We start from the raw sequence: 15,017 nt of genomic DNA, 5'->3' as shown, positions 1-15,017 counted from the left end.
TGTCAGGCCCTTTCCAGAATGGCAAGCCGGACCGCAAGGGCCGCAAAAATGCCCCCTGTAACCCAGCCTAGAATACGTGAGGTGCGCGGATTCGAGACCAGATGGCGCCCCGCGCTTCCGGCGAAAACACCGACCAGCCCGTTCATGACGAACCCACCGATGCCGATGATTGTGCCGAAGATCAAAAACTGCATCAGGACCGACCCCCGCGACGGGTCTACAAATTGTGGGATAAAGGCCAGAACGAACAGAATAACCTTGGGGTTCGTCAGATTGACAAGCATCCCGTCCCGAAAGGACCACCGGGCCGGTTTGACGGGGGCCTTGGCCGACACTGCGCCATTTCGAACAGCACCCCAGGCAAGATACAACAGGTATGCAACACCAACCCAGCGAATGACATCGAACAGCCATGGCAAGGCCGCAACCGCCGCGCCAAGGCCCAGCCCAGCCAGAAGGACCTGTATCATTCCACCCGCGGAAATTCCGGCACTTGCGGCAATTGCAGCGCGCGGACCTGATCGCAGGCCCTGACCGAAACAGAACATCATATCCGCTCCCGGTGTCAGGTTCAGCGCCAGCGCAGCGGGAACGAAGGCAAGCAGCGTTACTGTCTCGATCATACGGCGACCTCGAACCAGTTTACCTTGGGACCAAGATTGGCGATCCGGGTGCGGCCGATCGAGCCGCGATATCCCCAGCTGTCGTGAATATGGCCGCAAAACGTGAAACGGGGCTGTATCCGCTCGATCGCGTCCCGAACAGCGATCGAGCCCACAGCCATGCCTTGCGAGGTCACATCCCCATGGCCCTTGGGCGGTGAGTGCGAAATCAGGATATCTGCTCCGCTGCAGCGCGCCAGCAGTTCGGCGGCCTCACCCTCGGTCAGATCACAGGACCAATCACCAAACGGTGTGGGTGGAACACCGTAGCCAAGCCCGAACAGGCGCAATCCATCCACCGTCATTCCCGTTCCATGCAGAACATGCACACCCTCGGGCACAGCTTTGCCCAGATCCTCTGCGCTTTCTGCATTCCCGGGTATCAGGACCAGCGGCGCTGAAACGCCCGAAAGCATTTGCATCGCCTCGTCCAGACCCTGCCGCATATTGCAATAATCCCCTGCGCCGATAACCAGGTCGGCATCAGCGCTGGCCGCCACCAGATCAGCAGCGCGGTTGCGCGCCATATGAAGATCGGAAAACGCCAAGATCTTCATGACTCACCTCGCAGCCGGGCTTGTAACTCCAGCAGATCAGCCCAGGCCTGTCGCTTCATTTGCGGCTGGCGCAGCAAATAAGCTGGATGAAACATTGGGATCACAGGCAGGTCCATCGCCTGATCCCATTGGCCGCGCAATCGGGTAATCCCGCGCTTGCCCAGAACGGCCTGACAGCTGATATTGCCCATCACCACCAGAACCTCGGGCCGGGCCAACGCCACGTGACGTTCCAGGAAGGGCTTCATCATCCCGATTTCTTCGGGCTTTGGGTCACGGTTCTGTGGGGGCCGCCATGGCAGCACGTTTGTGATATAGACGTTCTGCCTGCGATCCAGATCAATCGCGGCCAACATGCGATCCAGCAACTGGCCCGCGCGCCCGACAAAGGGCTTGCCCTCGCGGTCTTCGTCGCGGCCCGGCGCCTCACCGATGATCATCACCCGCGCACCGGGCGTTCCATCAGCAAAAACCAACTGCCGCGCCCCGCGCTTCAGCTCGCAGTGATCAAAAGCTTCCATCGCATCGCGCAGCTGATCCAGTGACCCCGCCCCCTTGGCCGCTGCTTGCGCAACCGTTACCGGGTCGGTCTGTCCGGGCTTTGACGGGATGGCTGCCGCAACCTCTGCCTTCTTGGGTTTTGGTGAAGTGTCCGGCACCGAATATCGATCAACCGGAGCGTCCCCGATTGCCTCGGTCACGCCCAGTTCGACCTGCCATTCCAGCAGGGCCCGCGCAGAATAATAGTCCAAGCCCGATTCCATATGGATAATTTACCCGCCTGAGGGATGATGGAAAGCGAATTGGGCTTGATCGGTCGCTCTGTCGCGCCGACCATCAGAGCACGATGCTCAGAACCTTGCGAATCCTCCTGATCGGGCTTGGACTGGTGCTTACCGGCAATCCGGCATTGGCGACGTTCCACGACGCACAGGGCCAGTGCCGTGCGGGCCAGTTCAAATGCGGCACCACCTGTTGTTCCGGTGGTCAAAGATGCAGCTTTGATGGGCACTGCATACCGCTGGGCGGCACCTATTGCGGTGGCGGGCGCAGTTGCGGCCCGTTTGAACGCTGCGTGGCGGGTGGAGCGCGTTGTGCACCCGCAGGCGCGAACAAATGCACATCGCGTCTAGATTGCCCCGGTGACAGTTTTTGCAATGGGCGCGGCGAATGTGAACGGATCACACCAGATCCGGGTACAGCCCCTCCTACGATATGCGAGGATGGCCGAACTTGTGCGCGCGGCTCGTCCTGTCTGCCGGGTGGGGGGTGTTCCCGTCCGGGATGGTTCCTCTGCGAAGAAACAGGCTCGCAGTGCCGTCCGGGATTCAAATGCTCGGACCATCAGGGTTGCGTGCCGATCAAAGCCATCGACTGCGGATACGGCAAATGGTGCAAACCGGGTGAACAATGTCTGCCAGAGGGTGGCTGCGAAAAACTGCCAGAGGGTTCTGATCCTTAGGTTGCTTTGCACCGCGTGGCTTTCTATAAGCGGCCCGATTGTCAGACAGGAGCCCGCCCATGCGTTTCGCCCATCGTCACCTTCTTGGCATCGAGCATCTGTCGCAATCCGATATCACCGAAATTCTCGATCTGGCCGAAACCTATGTCGACATGAACCGCCAGTCGACCAAGCATTCGGATGTGTTGTCAGGGCTCACCCAGATCAACATGTTCTTTGAAAACTCGACCCGAACGCAGGCAAGCTTCGAACTGGCTGGCAAGCGTCTGGGTGCAGATGTGATGAACATGGCGATGCAGGCCAGTTCGATCAAAAAGGGCGAGACGCTGATCGACACTGCGCTGACCCTGAACGCGATGCATCCCGACCTTTTGGTGGTGCGTCACCCGCATTCGGGCGCGGTCGACCTGCTGGCGCAAAAGGTCAACTGCGCTGTTCTGAACGCAGGCGACGGGCGGCATGAACATCCGACACAAGCTTTGCTGGACGCGCTGACGATCCGCCGCGCCAAAGGTCGTCTGCACCGTCTGAACATCGCCATTTGCGGCGATGTCGCGCACTCTCGTGTTGCTCGATCCAATTTGATCCTGCTGAGCAAGATGGAAAACCGCATTCGTCTGATCGGCCCGCCCACACTCGTGCCGTCGCAATTCGCCGAGTTCGGGGCCGAGGTTTATGACGACATGAACGAGGGTCTCAAAGACGTCGATGTGGTCATGATGCTGCGCCTTCAGAAAGAACGAATGGACGGAGGCTTCATCCCGTCAGAACGTGAGTACTACCACCGTTACGGCTTGAATGCGGAAAAGCTGGCGCTGGCCAAGCCCGATGCCATCGTCATGCACCCCGGCCCAATGAACCGCGGGGTTGAGATCGACGGAACCCTGGCTGATGACATCAATCGATCCGTAATACAGGAGCAGGTGGAGATGGGGGTCGCTGTCCGCATGGCCGCCATGGACCTTCTGGCCCGCAACCTGCGCGAGGTTGCATGAGCAATCTGAAAGTCGCCCCCCATGAACGCGGCGTTCTGCGCCTGTTCACACTGGACATGCGCCCGGAAGAGGCAAAGTTCCTGCGCGAACCGGGTGCCGCCGATCAGGTGCTTGGCGTCGACGGGCTGGACCCCGAGCAGATCGACATCTTTCCGGTATCCGACCTCGAAGAACTTGGGCTTTACGGATATCTGAACGAAGGGTGCGGCGTGTCCGAGGATCAGTTGGACCGTGCGGCGCTGGCGCTGATCGACGGATGGGTCATGGTTCTGCGCAGCACGGCGTTCAAAGACCAGGCCACGACCCTTGAACCCGATCCCCGGCTTTACATGATTGGTCTTTTCACGGAAGAGGCGACCAATTGGACCGGCGGAACGATCGAAACCGACAGCGCCAAGCCTTTCTCGGCCCCGCAAACCGCGCCGATTGACAACAAACCGCTCCGCATAGGCTCGGCTGTTATGGCATTGATAGCACTTTTAATCACCGGAGGGATTCTATGGCTGATCCTGTAGTCTTTGCCCCGGACAAGGGCGCGTATATCCGCACCAATGCATGGCTTGCGGCCGCTGCCATGGCCGGAGCAATGGCTGTGTTGTGGTTGACCGGCAACCCCTATGTCTGGACCGGAGCACCTGCCGGCCTCGCCGCAATTGGCATCCGCGCGTGGTATCTGGCATCGGAAGAACTGGCTGCTAACTGGGAGATGACCGGCACTTTGTTGACCGGCCCCGGTCCACGCAAAGTATCGCTGAACCAGATCGAGGCGGTCAAAACCATGGGCAGTTTCGTACAAGTCGTTACCAAGGGCGGCGATAAACACCTGATCAAGTATCAGGCCGATCCCGCCGCCACGAAGGCCGCCATCGAAAGGGCTGTTCCATGACTTCCGTTCTTTTCGCCAACGCCCGCCTGATCGACCCCGAAGCCGGAACAGAGTCAACTGGCTGGTTGCAGGTAAACAATGGCCGGATTACCGCCCGAGGCGAAGGAAGCGCGCCGAGTACTGAAGGGCATATCGTAGATTGCAACGGCAAGTGCCTCGCCCCTGGCATCATCGATATTGGCGTCAAGGTCTGTGAACCCGGTGAACGTCATAAGGAAAGCTATCGGTCAGCAGGACTTGCTGCTGCAGCTGGCGGTGTCACGACGATTGTCACCCGACCGGATACTCTGCCAGCAGTCGACACACCGGAAACGCTGGAATTCGCGACACGCCGGGCGCAGGCCGATGCGCCAGTCAATGTTCTGCCGATGGCTGCCCTGACCAAAGGGCGCGAAGGGCGCGAGATGACCGAGATCGGGTTTCTGATGGACGCGGGCGCGATCGCCTTCACTGATTGCGATCATGTCATCACTAATACCAAGGTGTTTTCCCGTGCCCTGACCTATGCGAAATCCTGTGGCGCGCTTGTGATAGCCCACCCGCAAGAGCCGGTGCTGAGCGCCGGGGCCGCAGCGACCAGCGGCAAATTCGCGGCATTGCGCGGCCTGCCCGCAGTATCACCGATGGCAGAGCGGATGGGGCTGGACCGCGACATTGCCCTGCTGGAGATGACCGGCGCTGCCTATCACGCCGACCAGATCACCACGGCCCGGGCGCTGCCTGCACTGGAGCGCGCCAAGCGCAATGGGCTGGACATAACCGCAGGGACGTCGATCCACCACCTGACGCTGAACGAGCTTGACGTGGCCGACTATCGCACCTTCTTCAAGGTCAAACCGCCGCTGCGATCAGAAGATGACAGGCAGGCGGTTATCGAAGCCGTTCGCACCGGGCTGATCGATATCATCAGCTCGATGCACACTCCTCAGGACGAAGAAAGCAAACGCCTGCCGTTTGAAGAAGCGGCCTCGGGTGCAGTCGCGCTGGAAACGCTTCTGCCTGCGGCCTTGCGCCTGTACCACGCGGGCCAGCTGGATCTGCCGACGCTGTTTCGGGCCATGGCCCTTAACCCGGCCAAGCGGCTTGGACTGGACAGCGGTCGCCTGTCGAAAGGCGCGCCAGCCGATCTGGTTCTGTTCGACCCGGATGTGCCTTTTGTGCTTGATCGGTTTGCACTAAAATCAAAATCTCAGAACACTCCATTTGACGGCCAGCGGATGCAAGGTAAGGTCATTTCGACTTATGTGGCAGGTAATGAAGTGTTCCGGAGACCCTGATGCCCCCAATCGACAACTCGACTAGCGAACTGCTCCAATGGGCGGTGGTTGGATACCTGATGGGCTCCATTCCCTTCGGCTTGTTGCTTGCCAAGATCATGGGGCTGGGAAATCTGCGCGAGATCGGGTCCGGCAATATCGGGGCGACAAATGTCCTGCGCACCGGCAACAAGGCCGCTGCGGCACTGACCTTGCTGTTTGACGCAGGCAAGGGGGCGGCGGCCGTTCTGATCGCACGCGCATATGCGGGTGAAGATGCGGCCCAGGTTGCCGCTCTTTTGGCGTTTCTAGGCCATTGCTTTCCGGTTTGGCTGAGCTTCAAGGGTGGCAAGGGCGTGGCAACCTTTCTGGGGCTTTGGCTGGCACTGGACTGGCGCATCGGTGTTGCCTGCTGCCTGACCTGGCTGGTCGCGGCGGCAATCTGGCGGATATCCTCGGTTGGCGCATTGGCTGCGGCCGCGCTGTCAACGACTTGGGTGTTGTTGCTGTCAAACGGGACTACATTTATCCTTGGGATAATTCTGACACTTCTGGTCTACTGGCGGCACAGCTCGAACGTCGCGCGGATCAAGGCCGGAACGGAACCCAGAATCGGAAAGCCGTGATCGCGCCAGACGGTTTTCTGTCTGCCCTTTTTGCACTGCCCTTGGGCAGTTTCACCGGAACCTCCGGCGGTCGACGCTATGTTGTTGTGCGTCAACAAATGGCGGGTGGTAAATCCCACAAGCTGGTTGCGCACGAACTGGGCGGAGCCGACTATATCAGCCTGAACCTGTATCAAACCATGGGCAGCGGCGCGTTGCTAAGGCCCTGTGAAATGTCCGCATGCAAAGTCATCGCATTTGTCCTGAACCTAAGGCCGGATGCCTGAGGTGAGATCGGCAAAAAAGAACAGTGGCTCTATCACCTGCGCACAATCACAAATCATTGTTTTGAACGTGATCAGCCCGCTTCCCAAATCGCTATCGTGACGGTCAATTACGGGCCACACAGGACAACAATCTGGGCCTTACGGCGGCAATTTTCGCGGTGTCGAACGGGCTCTTTTCACGAAAGGTGAAGCAATGAACAAGTTTAAATCTCTGATCAGTGGCGTGGCACTGTCTGTCACATTGGCAACCTCCGCGCTGGCGGCTGGCGTTGAAATCAACGCAAGCTCGACCGGTCTGGCCATGCAGGGTTATGACCCGGTGGCGTATTTCACCGCTGGCGAGGCAACCAAAGGCGACTACCGCATCACTGCGTTGCACGATGAGGCACTGTACCGGTTCTCGTCGGAAGAAAACAAAGTAGCCTTTGAAGCCAACCCCGAAGCGTACCTGCCCGCATATGGTGGCTATTGTGCCTTCGGCGCGGCCATGGGCTTTAAATTCGACGGCGACCCGAACCACTGGAAGATCGTCGACAACAAACTGTACCTGAACCTGTCCAAAGACATTCAGGAGCGCTGGGAAGGCGACATCCCGGGTTTCATCGAAAGCGCGAGCGCAAACTGGGAAACGATTGCTGAAAAATCCCCGGCAGAGCTGCAATCGCAGTAAGATCTGACTATTTCAGGCACAGCGGCGGCGGGTTTTCCGCCGCCGTATGTTTTTTGAACACCTCTCATCCTTCCCCAACGGGCGAAACATATATCCGCATTCAAAGGACGATGGCGTTTGGGTACTGCGTTACAGATCCAGAATTGTGCTGCCGGTCGTTTGCCGCGCTTCAAGCGCACGATGCGCATCAGCAACCTGATCCAAGGCAAAACGCTGATCGACATGGATTTTGACCTCACCCCCCTCGACTTTGCCAAACAGGCGACGCGCCATTGCCTGACACACTGCATGATCCGCGATATGGGTAAATAACGTGGGCCGTGTGATCTTGAGCGAGCCTTTCTGGCCCAGAATCCCAAGGTTGAACGGTGGAACCGGGCCCGAGGCGTTGCCGAAGGAAATCATCATGCCCAGCGGTTTCAGGCAATCCAGTGATCCTTCGAACGTGTCCGCCCCAACCGAGTCCATCACCACGTCTACGCCCTGACCCTTTGTAATTTCAGCCACGCGTTCTGCGAAATTTTCGGACCGATAATTGATGCAATGTGCGGCCCCGTTAAACCGGGCAAGGCTGCATTTTTCGTCACTCCCCGCCGTTCCGATCAAGGTGATGCCTTCGGATTTAGCCCATTGGCATGCAATCAACCCGACCCCGCCAGCTGCCGCATGGAACAGAACCGTATCGCCCCGTTTCAACGGTGTGGTCCTGTGAAACAGGTATTCAACCGTTAGACCTTTCAGCATCATCGCTGCGCCGGCTTCGAATGTGATGCCATCCGGTAGCGGGCAAACCTGCGCTGCGGGCATCACGCGCGCCTCGCAATATGCACCGGGCGAGGCTGCGGCGTAAGCGGCCCGCTGCCCCGGCTGAAGATGCGTTACCCCTTCCCCAACCGCTTCAACGGTACCCGCCGCTTCCATGCCTAAAGCATGTGGAAGATCAAGGGGATACAGGCCGGTGCGTTGATATACGTCGATGAAGTTCAACCCGCAGGCCTGATGCCCAATACGTATCTCACCCGGACCGGGGTCGCCCACTGGCCTGTCTTCGATCCGCAGAACCTCAGGCCCACCAAATTCATGAATCACAACCGTTTTCGCTGTTTTCTGCATCCTGACCTCCTCTTGCCTGCCATCAAGCTAACATGACTGTGACACAGGGCAATCCGTCCGATGCCGGAGTATTGATCCAGATTTCGCAAATTTATGCTATACTGAGGCATGGCGTTGCCGGTTGATCCGGCCACGGGCAACTGAATGCCGGATCCGTTCCGCGGCGCAATTCTCGCCAGGGAAAGGTGAAGAAATGGCTAAGACAATCGGAAATCCGATCAGCTGGGCGGCCCAGGCTCTGGGCGCCACAAGTGACCACGTCACGGAAAGTGTCTCGCAACTTGGCAGTACAGATCCGACGCAACTGCCAATGGTACAGACTTTGACCCTGCAAGACCTGCGGGCCTGCCTGAGGGCGGGGTATCAGGATTTTCTCGAAACCCGAGCGGATGTCGTATTCATTGTCCTGGTTTACCCGGTTGCGGGGCTTTTGATGTTCGGCTTTGCCCTGAACGCCAATCTGGTTCCGCTTCTGGCCCCTCTGGTCGCTGGCTTCGCGCTGATCGGACCTGTTGCGGCCGTGGGCCTCTATGAGATCAGCCGTAAACGTGAACAGGGCAGCGAGGTTCACTGGCTGGACGCATTTGGTGTGCTTCGATCGCCGTCGTTCGGAGCAATTCTGGTTTTGGGGTTTTACCTAGTAATGCTGCTGCTGCTTTGGCTAATGGTGGCGCAAAGCATTCACACCTACACGATGGGCCCCGAGGTTCCAGCGTCGCTCAGCGCATTTGCCACACAGGTGTTCACGACCTCTGCGGGCTGGACGATGGTCATTGTCGGAACTGCGGTTGGGTTTGTTTTTGCCCTTTGCGCTCTGGCGATCAGCGTGGTCAGTTTTCCCTTACTGCTGGACCGCAAAGTGGGCCTGCCGGTTGCTGTTGTGACATCATTTAGGGTGCTGCGTCACAACCCCGGAGTCATTCTGACATGGGGATTCATCGTGGCAGTGCTTTTATTCCTGGGGGCTTTGCCATTGCTGTTGGGGCTTATCGTGGTGATGCCCGTTCTGGGTCATGCCACGTGGCATCTGTATCGCCGCGCCGTTGCGTGAACGCGCGGGACACGCCCGCGCATTCAAAACTCAACCCGCGATCTTCAGAACAATCTTCCCAATATGGCCCGAGCTTTCCATGCGCGCATGGGCGGCGGCTGCCTCGGTCAGATCAAACTCGCTGTCCATCACGGGCGCAACTTTTCCGGCTTCCAAAAGAGGCCAGACAGCTTCGCGCAGGTCCTGCGCGATTTGCGCCTTGGCCAGATCGCTTTGCGGGCGCAGGGTGCTGCCGGTCAGGGTCAGACGCTTGACCATCATCAGGGCAAAGTTCAGCTCGACCACAGGCCCTTGCAGAAACGCGATTTGCACCAGCCGCCCATCCTCGGCCAGAGCTTTAACGTTGCGCGGAATGTAACCACCGCCAACCATATCAAGGATCAGGTTTGCCCCACCTTCGGCGCGCATGGCTGCTACAAAATCCTCGTTTCGATAGTTGATCGCCTTTTCCGCGCCCAGCTTGACGCAAGCCTCACATTTCTCATCCGACCCAGCCGTGGCAAAAACGCGCGCGCCAAAGGCATTGGCCAGTTGGATTGCCGTCGTACCAATTCCGCTGGACCCACCGTGAACCAAAAAGCGTTCACCTGCCTTCAACCCGCCACGCATGAACACGTTGGACCAGACTGTAAAGAAGGTCTCGGGCAGACACGCTGCCTCTTTCATTCCCATACCTGCAGGCACTGGCAAACAATGGGCCGCTGGGGTCGAAACGTATTCCGCATATCCTCCGCCCGGCAGCAGTGCGCAGACCCGATCGCCGACAGACAGTCCTTCAACCCCCGCACCGACTGAAACCACTTCGCCCGAAGCCTCAAGCCCCGGCAGGTCGCTGGCGCCCGGCGGCGGATCGTAAGCGCCCGCGCGTTGCAAAGCATCGGGGCGGTTCACCCCGGCATAGGACACTTTCAATACAACCTGTCCGGCCCCCGGCTTAGGGATAGGCCGTTCGGTCAGCTGCAAAACATCGGGACCACCCGGTTGAGTGATCTCAACAGCACGCATCATCTGGGTCATAGGCACCTCCTTTGCCCAATGCCTAACAGGCATCAGAGGCAAGGCCCAGCACCAAGACGCGTTACTTTCTGGGGTTCAACATGCCCGGCAGATCACCCCGCATCTTGGACGGCGCCCTCACCTGACCCGCCAGCCAGTTCGGAACTGCAAGAAAGGGTTTCAACACCGGGTTGTCACGCACCTGAGCCTTGAGCTTTTCGAACTCCATGACATTTGCGATCCGGCGATCCAGAAACTCCCACGTGCGCTGATGGTTCGGGCTGTCATCGCCCAGCCAGAACAGCAAAGTCGAGGAATAGACCCCCGACAAGGTTGCCCGTTTGGTGTACCAGTTCACATCTTCTGACGTATCACCCAGCGTGTCCCAGATCAGATCGCAGGTCTGCCATAACGCCTTGGCCCCATCGGCCGCATATGCTGGCAGGGAAAACAGCGTCATGCCCCGGCGCACCAGCTCTTTGTCTTCAACAGCCTGCAACCGGAACCTGACCGCAGCGGCAATCCTGTCGCGGAATTTTAGCCCGCTCATGTCCTCGGACCTGAGGCGGTCCAGCATCACCTGATCGCCGCGCGCATGAAAGGCCAGTGCCAGATCAACCGCCCCGCGCGGGCAGATTGCACGTGCCAAACCGTCATCCAGACCACAATCGGATACCGAGGCGCGAAAGCTGGTTTCCGACCAGCCGTCGAAAGGAACATGGTTCAGCATCGCGTCCAAAAGCTGCCGTTTTGCATCTTCATATGTGGTGGTCATGACGGTTCTCCGGTTGTCAGGCCCAGTACTAGACAAGTTAGGGCGGCTTTGCTATACGGCCAACTCCTGCAATTTCCTTGCAACTCTATCTAGAAAGGTGGTGACAACCACATGCAGGTTAGTGTTCGCGACAATAACGTCGATCAGGCGCTTCGTGCCCTGAAGAAAAAGCTGCAGCGCGAAGGCGTGTTCCGTGAAATGAAGCTCAAGCAACATTTCGAAAAACCGTCCGAGAAAAAAGCGCGCGAGAAAGCTGAAGCGATTCGCCGTGCCCGTAAACTGGCGCGCAAGAAAGCCCAGCGCGAAGGTCTGCTTTAAGATCTTTGATTTCGTCCAGCTTTGGATGACACTATTTGACGACCCCCGAGGCATGGCCCGGGGGTTTGTCGTTTCAGGGCTCGGATACAATCCGCCGACTCGTGGTTCAGGTTGTGCGGCAAGCTGCCAATTCCGTACAGGCAGTGTTTTGCCCGGCGCTTTGCAGCGCAGCGAATCTCGTCTCGGTAGCATCGCGCCGCCAAAACTCGCCTGATTTGCGCCGCCCTCTATCGTCCCCGACATCCCCGCCTCTAAGTGAGCCCGTCCGCAAGGACACAAACACAAACGGAGGCAAATATGTCGACTGCAAGTACATACGAACGTGAGATGTTGGCGCTGATAAACCAGGAGCGCACATCCCGCGGGCTCAACCCGCTGCAGCTTGAAACGCAGCTGAACGACTCGTCCGAAGATCACAGCGCCTGGATGCTGAATACAGACACCTTCAGCCACACCGGTTCAGGCGGTTCCAGCGCAACCCAGCGGATGCAAAACGCGGGGTTCGATCTTGAAGGAAGCTGGCGCACCGGGGAAAACATCGCATGGCAGTCCGAACGCGGCGCGCCGGGTATCAGCGACGATGTCGCCCAGTTGCATCAAAACCTGATGAACAGTCCGGGTCACCGCGCCAATATCCTGAACCCGGATTTCAAGTATATCGGGATCGGGATCGAAACCGGTGACATGCAAGGCTTCGATGCCGTGATGGTCACGCAAAACTTTGCCGCAACCGACGCGGCTGTCATGCTGGACAACGGCAATACAAACGCCCCGCCCGTTCCTCCGACAACACCGGACGAGGTTGCTGAGCCCGAGGAACCAGAAACCGAAACCCCGGATACTGACGTCACCGAGACCGAAGAGCCTGGGACCGAGACCCCCGGAACCGAGGAAACAACACCCGAAACACCGGACACTGACGTAACCGAAACTGAAGAACCGGAACCTGAAGCGCCGGATACTGACGTTACCGAAACCGAAGACCCGCAACCTGAAACGCCCGATACTGAAGTCGTCGATGGTGGTGAGCCGGAAGCCTTCTGCTTTGACATTCAGGCATTCCTGGATGAAATCGCCAGCTTCCTTGAAAACCTGCAAGCGCAGTTTGACGAGTTTGATTGGCGCGACGACATGAATGACGGCACTGATGTGGCAGATGTCGACGATGTCGATATCATGCCGACCATAGATACCACTCCGGAGACCGAGATTGAGCCTGTCGACACCGAAACGGCAGAAGACGATGGCTGCGATGTCTTCATGATCAATATCTTCACCCATGACTGCATGATGGATGCAGCCTGATCACTTGAAATTGTGCGAGGTCGGCCCTGCCGGCCTCGCATGCGTTACTCAGTAAATCTTTGGGACGTAAAGCTCGTCTGGCAATACCCGCCGCTCGTATTCAGGATTGTACCGCCGGTCCGGCAAATTGACCTTTTCCTGTGGCACGTCTTCGTAGGGGATTCTTGTCAACAGATGCTCGATACAATTCAGACGTTCGCGTTTCTTGTCATTGCCCTCAACGATATACCACGGTGCTTCAGGTATGTTGGTTCGAAACAACATGTCTTCCTTGGCCTTCGTGTACGCCTCCCAGCGAATGCGGGATTCAAGATCCATCGGAGACAGTTTCCACTGTTTCATCGGATCGTGAATACGCATGAGGAACCGCAGTTGTTGCTCTTCATCCGTGATCGAAAACCAGTATTTCAGCAGAATGATCCCTGACCGCACCAGCATCCGTTCAAATTCGGGAACGTCCTGAAAGAACTGTTCGACCTGATCCTCGGACGCAAAGCCCATCACACGTTCAACCCCCGCCCGGTTGTACCACGAGCGGTCGAACAAGACGATTTCACCCGCAGCAGGCAGATGCGGCACGTAGCGTTGAAAATACCATTGGCTCTGCTCGCGGCGACTGGGGGCTGGCAGAGCGACCACACGGGCGACACGGGGGTTCAGGCGCTGCGTGATCCGTTTGATCACGCCCCCCTTGCCCGCACTATCACGGCCTTCAAACAGGATACAAACCTTGGCGCCAGTGTGCTGAACCCAATCCTGCACCTTGATCAACTCGGCCTGCAACCGCAGCAGGTTTCGGAAATAGACTTTGCGATCCAGCATTTCGGGGTGCTGGTCCCGATAGATTTTGCGGACTTCCATCGACAGCATAGGCTCGCTGAACTCGATTTCGAAATCTTCATCCAGCGTGTCTTCCAATTCGGCCTCAAGCCAGTTCTTGGTGCCCCCATCGTTCTCGTAAGCCAAGATCAGCTCCTTCTCAGTCATCGGGTTCGAACCATATCGGGCCTGTGTAACCGCCTGATGTCATCGGATAAATCGAAGCCGATCCGTTGCAGCAGTCTCTATCGGAAATCAGGGTCTGGACGGGTATATGGTCTTTTACCCGAATGTGTACGCCTGGCCCAAAGGATACAAGCACAAGAATTGACACAAGGCGCCAATCGCGCGCTTTCAGGTTGCTTGCATTGCCTTGTTTTTGTGCGGCATGACTGGGTCCACAATTCAGACGAGAACGCCTTGACGTATTTCTTTTCGACATTGCCGGTCACCTGGCCCTGGCTGATCTTGATCACGGCGCAAGTCGCGGCGATGGGGCGACGAACCGGACTTGCGTATGCCCTGCTGATTCTGTTCGTCAGTGTCGCCTCGGTTACCGGACTGATGTCACCGACAGCAATCGTGGCGGTGGCGCTTGGTTTGATCGTGGCCTTCTTCCTCCCACGCCAGACAGGTCTGCTGGCTATTGCGGGGCATACGCTGTTGATCCTGTGGTGCCTGACATTGGGGGCACATCTGTTGCCAGGATTCAACAATTTGAAACTGCTGGATCAGGTGCAGGCAAGTGCCTCGAGCACAAGTTTCACACTGCACCTGAATCTGGACAAACCCATGGTCTTCTTTGCCGTTCTTCTGGCTTGGCCCGGAATGCTGAACAGCGCAATCAAGACCAGAATAAAATCTTTGCTAGCGGGTTTTCTGATTCTGCCCGGCCTGTTTCTGCTGGGTCTATCGCTGGGCGCCGTGCGCGTGGACCTCTCAGCCCCTTATTGGTGGCTGGTATTTTGCCTGTCCAACCTGTTTCTGACTTGTCTTACAGAAGAGGCGTTCTTTCGTGGCTACTTGCAGTCGGCCATTACCTTGCGCCTTGGGGCAACAGGCAGTCTGGTCGCTGTCAGCCTGCTCTTTGGATTGGCGCATATCGGCGGAGGACCCGCGCTTGTGGTATTCGCATCCCTTCTCGGGCTGGGGTGCGGGTTGGGATATTTTGCAACCGGTCGGCTTTGGGTGCCTGTTGCGATGCATTTCGGGTTCAATCTGACCCACCTGCTGCTGTTCACCTATCCCGGCCCGTTATGA

The 15,017-nt window shown here is 57.9% G+C and carries 19 protein-coding genes; 11 read left to right on the top strand and 8 right to left on the bottom strand.

Annotation, left to right across the window (positions count from 1 at the left end):
• Positions 1-2: 2 nt before the first annotated feature.
• From ACR0LL_RS07820 to ACR0LL_RS07805, 4 genes are read right to left on the bottom strand one after another with little or no spacing between them, the layout of a single operon-like run.
• A complete protein-coding gene (locus tag ACR0LL_RS07820; RefSeq protein ID WP_480585452.1) occupies positions 3-623 on the bottom strand; it encodes a LysE family translocator in 621 nt (206 codons plus the stop codon).
• Complete coding sequence (locus ACR0LL_RS07815) at positions 620-1,219, bottom strand: metallophosphoesterase family protein (RefSeq protein ID WP_480483057.1); 600 nt, start codon at positions 1,217-1,219, stop codon at positions 620-622. The genes ACR0LL_RS07820 and ACR0LL_RS07815 overlap by 4 nt, the downstream gene beginning before the upstream one ends.
• Entirely contained in the window at positions 1,216-1,983 is a 768-nt protein-coding gene (locus ACR0LL_RS07810) for a uracil-DNA glycosylase (protein WP_480539023.1), read from the bottom strand. Before ACR0LL_RS07810 ends, ACR0LL_RS07815 begins: the two co-directional genes overlap by 4 nt.
• The gene (locus ACR0LL_RS07805; RefSeq protein WP_480585449.1) at positions 1,917-2,231 is read right to left on the bottom strand and encodes a hypothetical protein; all 315 of its coding nucleotides are present in this window, start codon (positions 2,229-2,231) and stop codon (positions 1,917-1,919) included. Before ACR0LL_RS07805 ends, ACR0LL_RS07810 begins: the two co-directional genes overlap by 67 nt.
• 509 nt (positions 2,232-2,740) lie before the next feature.
• Here ACR0LL_RS07805 and ACR0LL_RS07800 point away from each other — a divergent pair.
• The 7 genes from ACR0LL_RS07800 (at position 2,741) to ACR0LL_RS07770 (ending at position 7,380) form a co-directional block, all read left to right on the top strand.
• Positions 2,741-3,676, top strand: coding sequence for an aspartate carbamoyltransferase catalytic subunit (locus tag ACR0LL_RS07800; RefSeq protein ID WP_480585446.1), 936 nt, complete (start codon positions 2,741-2,743; stop codon positions 3,674-3,676).
• Complete coding sequence (locus ACR0LL_RS07795; RefSeq protein ID WP_480585443.1) at positions 3,673-4,191, top strand: hypothetical protein; 519 nt, start codon at positions 3,673-3,675, stop codon at positions 4,189-4,191. The genes ACR0LL_RS07800 and ACR0LL_RS07795 overlap by 4 nt, the downstream gene beginning before the upstream one ends.
• Positions 4,176-4,562: a hypothetical protein gene (locus ACR0LL_RS07790; RefSeq protein ID WP_480585440.1), complete on the top strand. Its 387-nt coding sequence runs from the start codon at positions 4,176-4,178 to the stop codon at positions 4,560-4,562. Before ACR0LL_RS07795 ends, ACR0LL_RS07790 begins: the two co-directional genes overlap by 16 nt.
• The gene (pyrC, locus tag ACR0LL_RS07785) at positions 4,559-5,839 is read left to right on the top strand and encodes a dihydroorotase (RefSeq protein ID WP_480585437.1); all 1,281 of its coding nucleotides are present in this window, start codon (positions 4,559-4,561) and stop codon (positions 5,837-5,839) included. Before ACR0LL_RS07790 ends, pyrC begins: the two co-directional genes overlap by 4 nt.
• On the top strand, positions 5,839-6,444 hold the full coding sequence (gene plsY / locus ACR0LL_RS07780; protein WP_480585434.1) for a glycerol-3-phosphate 1-O-acyltransferase PlsY: 606 nt from the start codon (positions 5,839-5,841) through the stop codon (positions 6,442-6,444). The genes pyrC and plsY overlap by 1 nt, the downstream gene beginning before the upstream one ends.
• Positions 6,441-6,710, top strand: a complete 270-nt coding sequence (locus ACR0LL_RS07775) for a hypothetical protein (protein ID WP_480585431.1) — start codon at positions 6,441-6,443, stop codon at positions 6,708-6,710. Before plsY ends, ACR0LL_RS07775 begins: the two co-directional genes overlap by 4 nt.
• Before the next feature lie 193 nt (positions 6,711-6,903).
• A complete protein-coding gene (locus ACR0LL_RS07770; RefSeq protein ID WP_267365535.1) occupies positions 6,904-7,380 on the top strand; it encodes a YHS domain-containing (seleno)protein in 477 nt (158 codons plus the stop codon).
• Between the two features lie 129 nt (positions 7,381-7,509).
• Here ACR0LL_RS07770 and ACR0LL_RS07765 read toward each other — a convergent pair whose 3' ends face one another.
• Positions 7,510-8,493: a quinone oxidoreductase family protein gene (locus ACR0LL_RS07765; RefSeq protein WP_480585428.1), complete on the bottom strand. Its 984-nt coding sequence runs from the start codon at positions 8,491-8,493 to the stop codon at positions 7,510-7,512.
• A 193-nt stretch (positions 8,494-8,686) separates the two neighbouring features.
• Here ACR0LL_RS07765 and ACR0LL_RS07760 point away from each other — a divergent pair, with 193 nt between their 5' ends.
• Entirely contained in the window at positions 8,687-9,544 is an 858-nt protein-coding gene (locus ACR0LL_RS07760) for a DUF2189 domain-containing protein (protein ID WP_480585426.1), read from the top strand.
• Between the two features lie 30 nt (positions 9,545-9,574).
• On the opposite strand, the gene ACR0LL_RS07755 is transcribed toward ACR0LL_RS07760, so the two are convergent.
• Positions 9,575-10,561: an NAD(P)H-quinone oxidoreductase gene (locus tag ACR0LL_RS07755; protein ID WP_480585424.1), complete on the bottom strand. Its 987-nt coding sequence runs from the start codon at positions 10,559-10,561 to the stop codon at positions 9,575-9,577.
• A gap of 61 nt (positions 10,562-10,622) precedes the next feature.
• Positions 10,623-11,315, bottom strand: coding sequence for a COQ9 family protein (locus ACR0LL_RS07750; RefSeq protein ID WP_267365542.1), 693 nt, complete (start codon positions 11,313-11,315; stop codon positions 10,623-10,625).
• 111 nt (positions 11,316-11,426) lie between these two features.
• Here ACR0LL_RS07750 and rpsU point away from each other — a divergent pair, with 111 nt between their 5' ends.
• Both rpsU and ACR0LL_RS07740 read left to right on the top strand, forming a co-directional pair.
• Positions 11,427-11,633, top strand: a complete 207-nt coding sequence (gene rpsU, locus ACR0LL_RS07745) for a 30S ribosomal protein S21 (RefSeq protein ID WP_005614280.1) — start codon at positions 11,427-11,429, stop codon at positions 11,631-11,633.
• Positions 11,634-11,930: 297 nt separating this feature from the next.
• Positions 11,931-12,938 (top strand): CAP domain-containing protein, encoded by a 1,008-nt coding sequence (locus ACR0LL_RS07740; RefSeq protein WP_480585423.1) that lies wholly within the window; start codon positions 11,931-11,933, stop codon positions 12,936-12,938.
• Positions 12,939-12,986: 48 nt separating this feature from the next.
• Here the strand turns inward: ACR0LL_RS07740 and ppk2 are convergent, their stop codons facing one another.
• Positions 12,987-13,925, bottom strand: a complete 939-nt coding sequence (ppk2, locus tag ACR0LL_RS07735) for a polyphosphate kinase 2 (RefSeq protein WP_267365547.1) — start codon at positions 13,923-13,925, stop codon at positions 12,987-12,989.
• A gap of 195 nt (positions 13,926-14,120) precedes the next feature.
• Between ppk2 and ACR0LL_RS07730 the strand changes: the two genes are divergently transcribed.
• Complete coding sequence (locus tag ACR0LL_RS07730) at positions 14,121-15,017, top strand: CPBP family intramembrane glutamic endopeptidase (RefSeq protein WP_480585420.1); 897 nt, start codon at positions 14,121-14,123, stop codon at positions 15,015-15,017.

The sequence above is a fragment of the Ruegeria sp. AI2 genome (genome assembly GCF_056541275.1).
The sequence above is the reverse complement of the archived record's forward strand: the minus strand, read 5'-3'. Positions and strand labels throughout refer to the sequence as shown.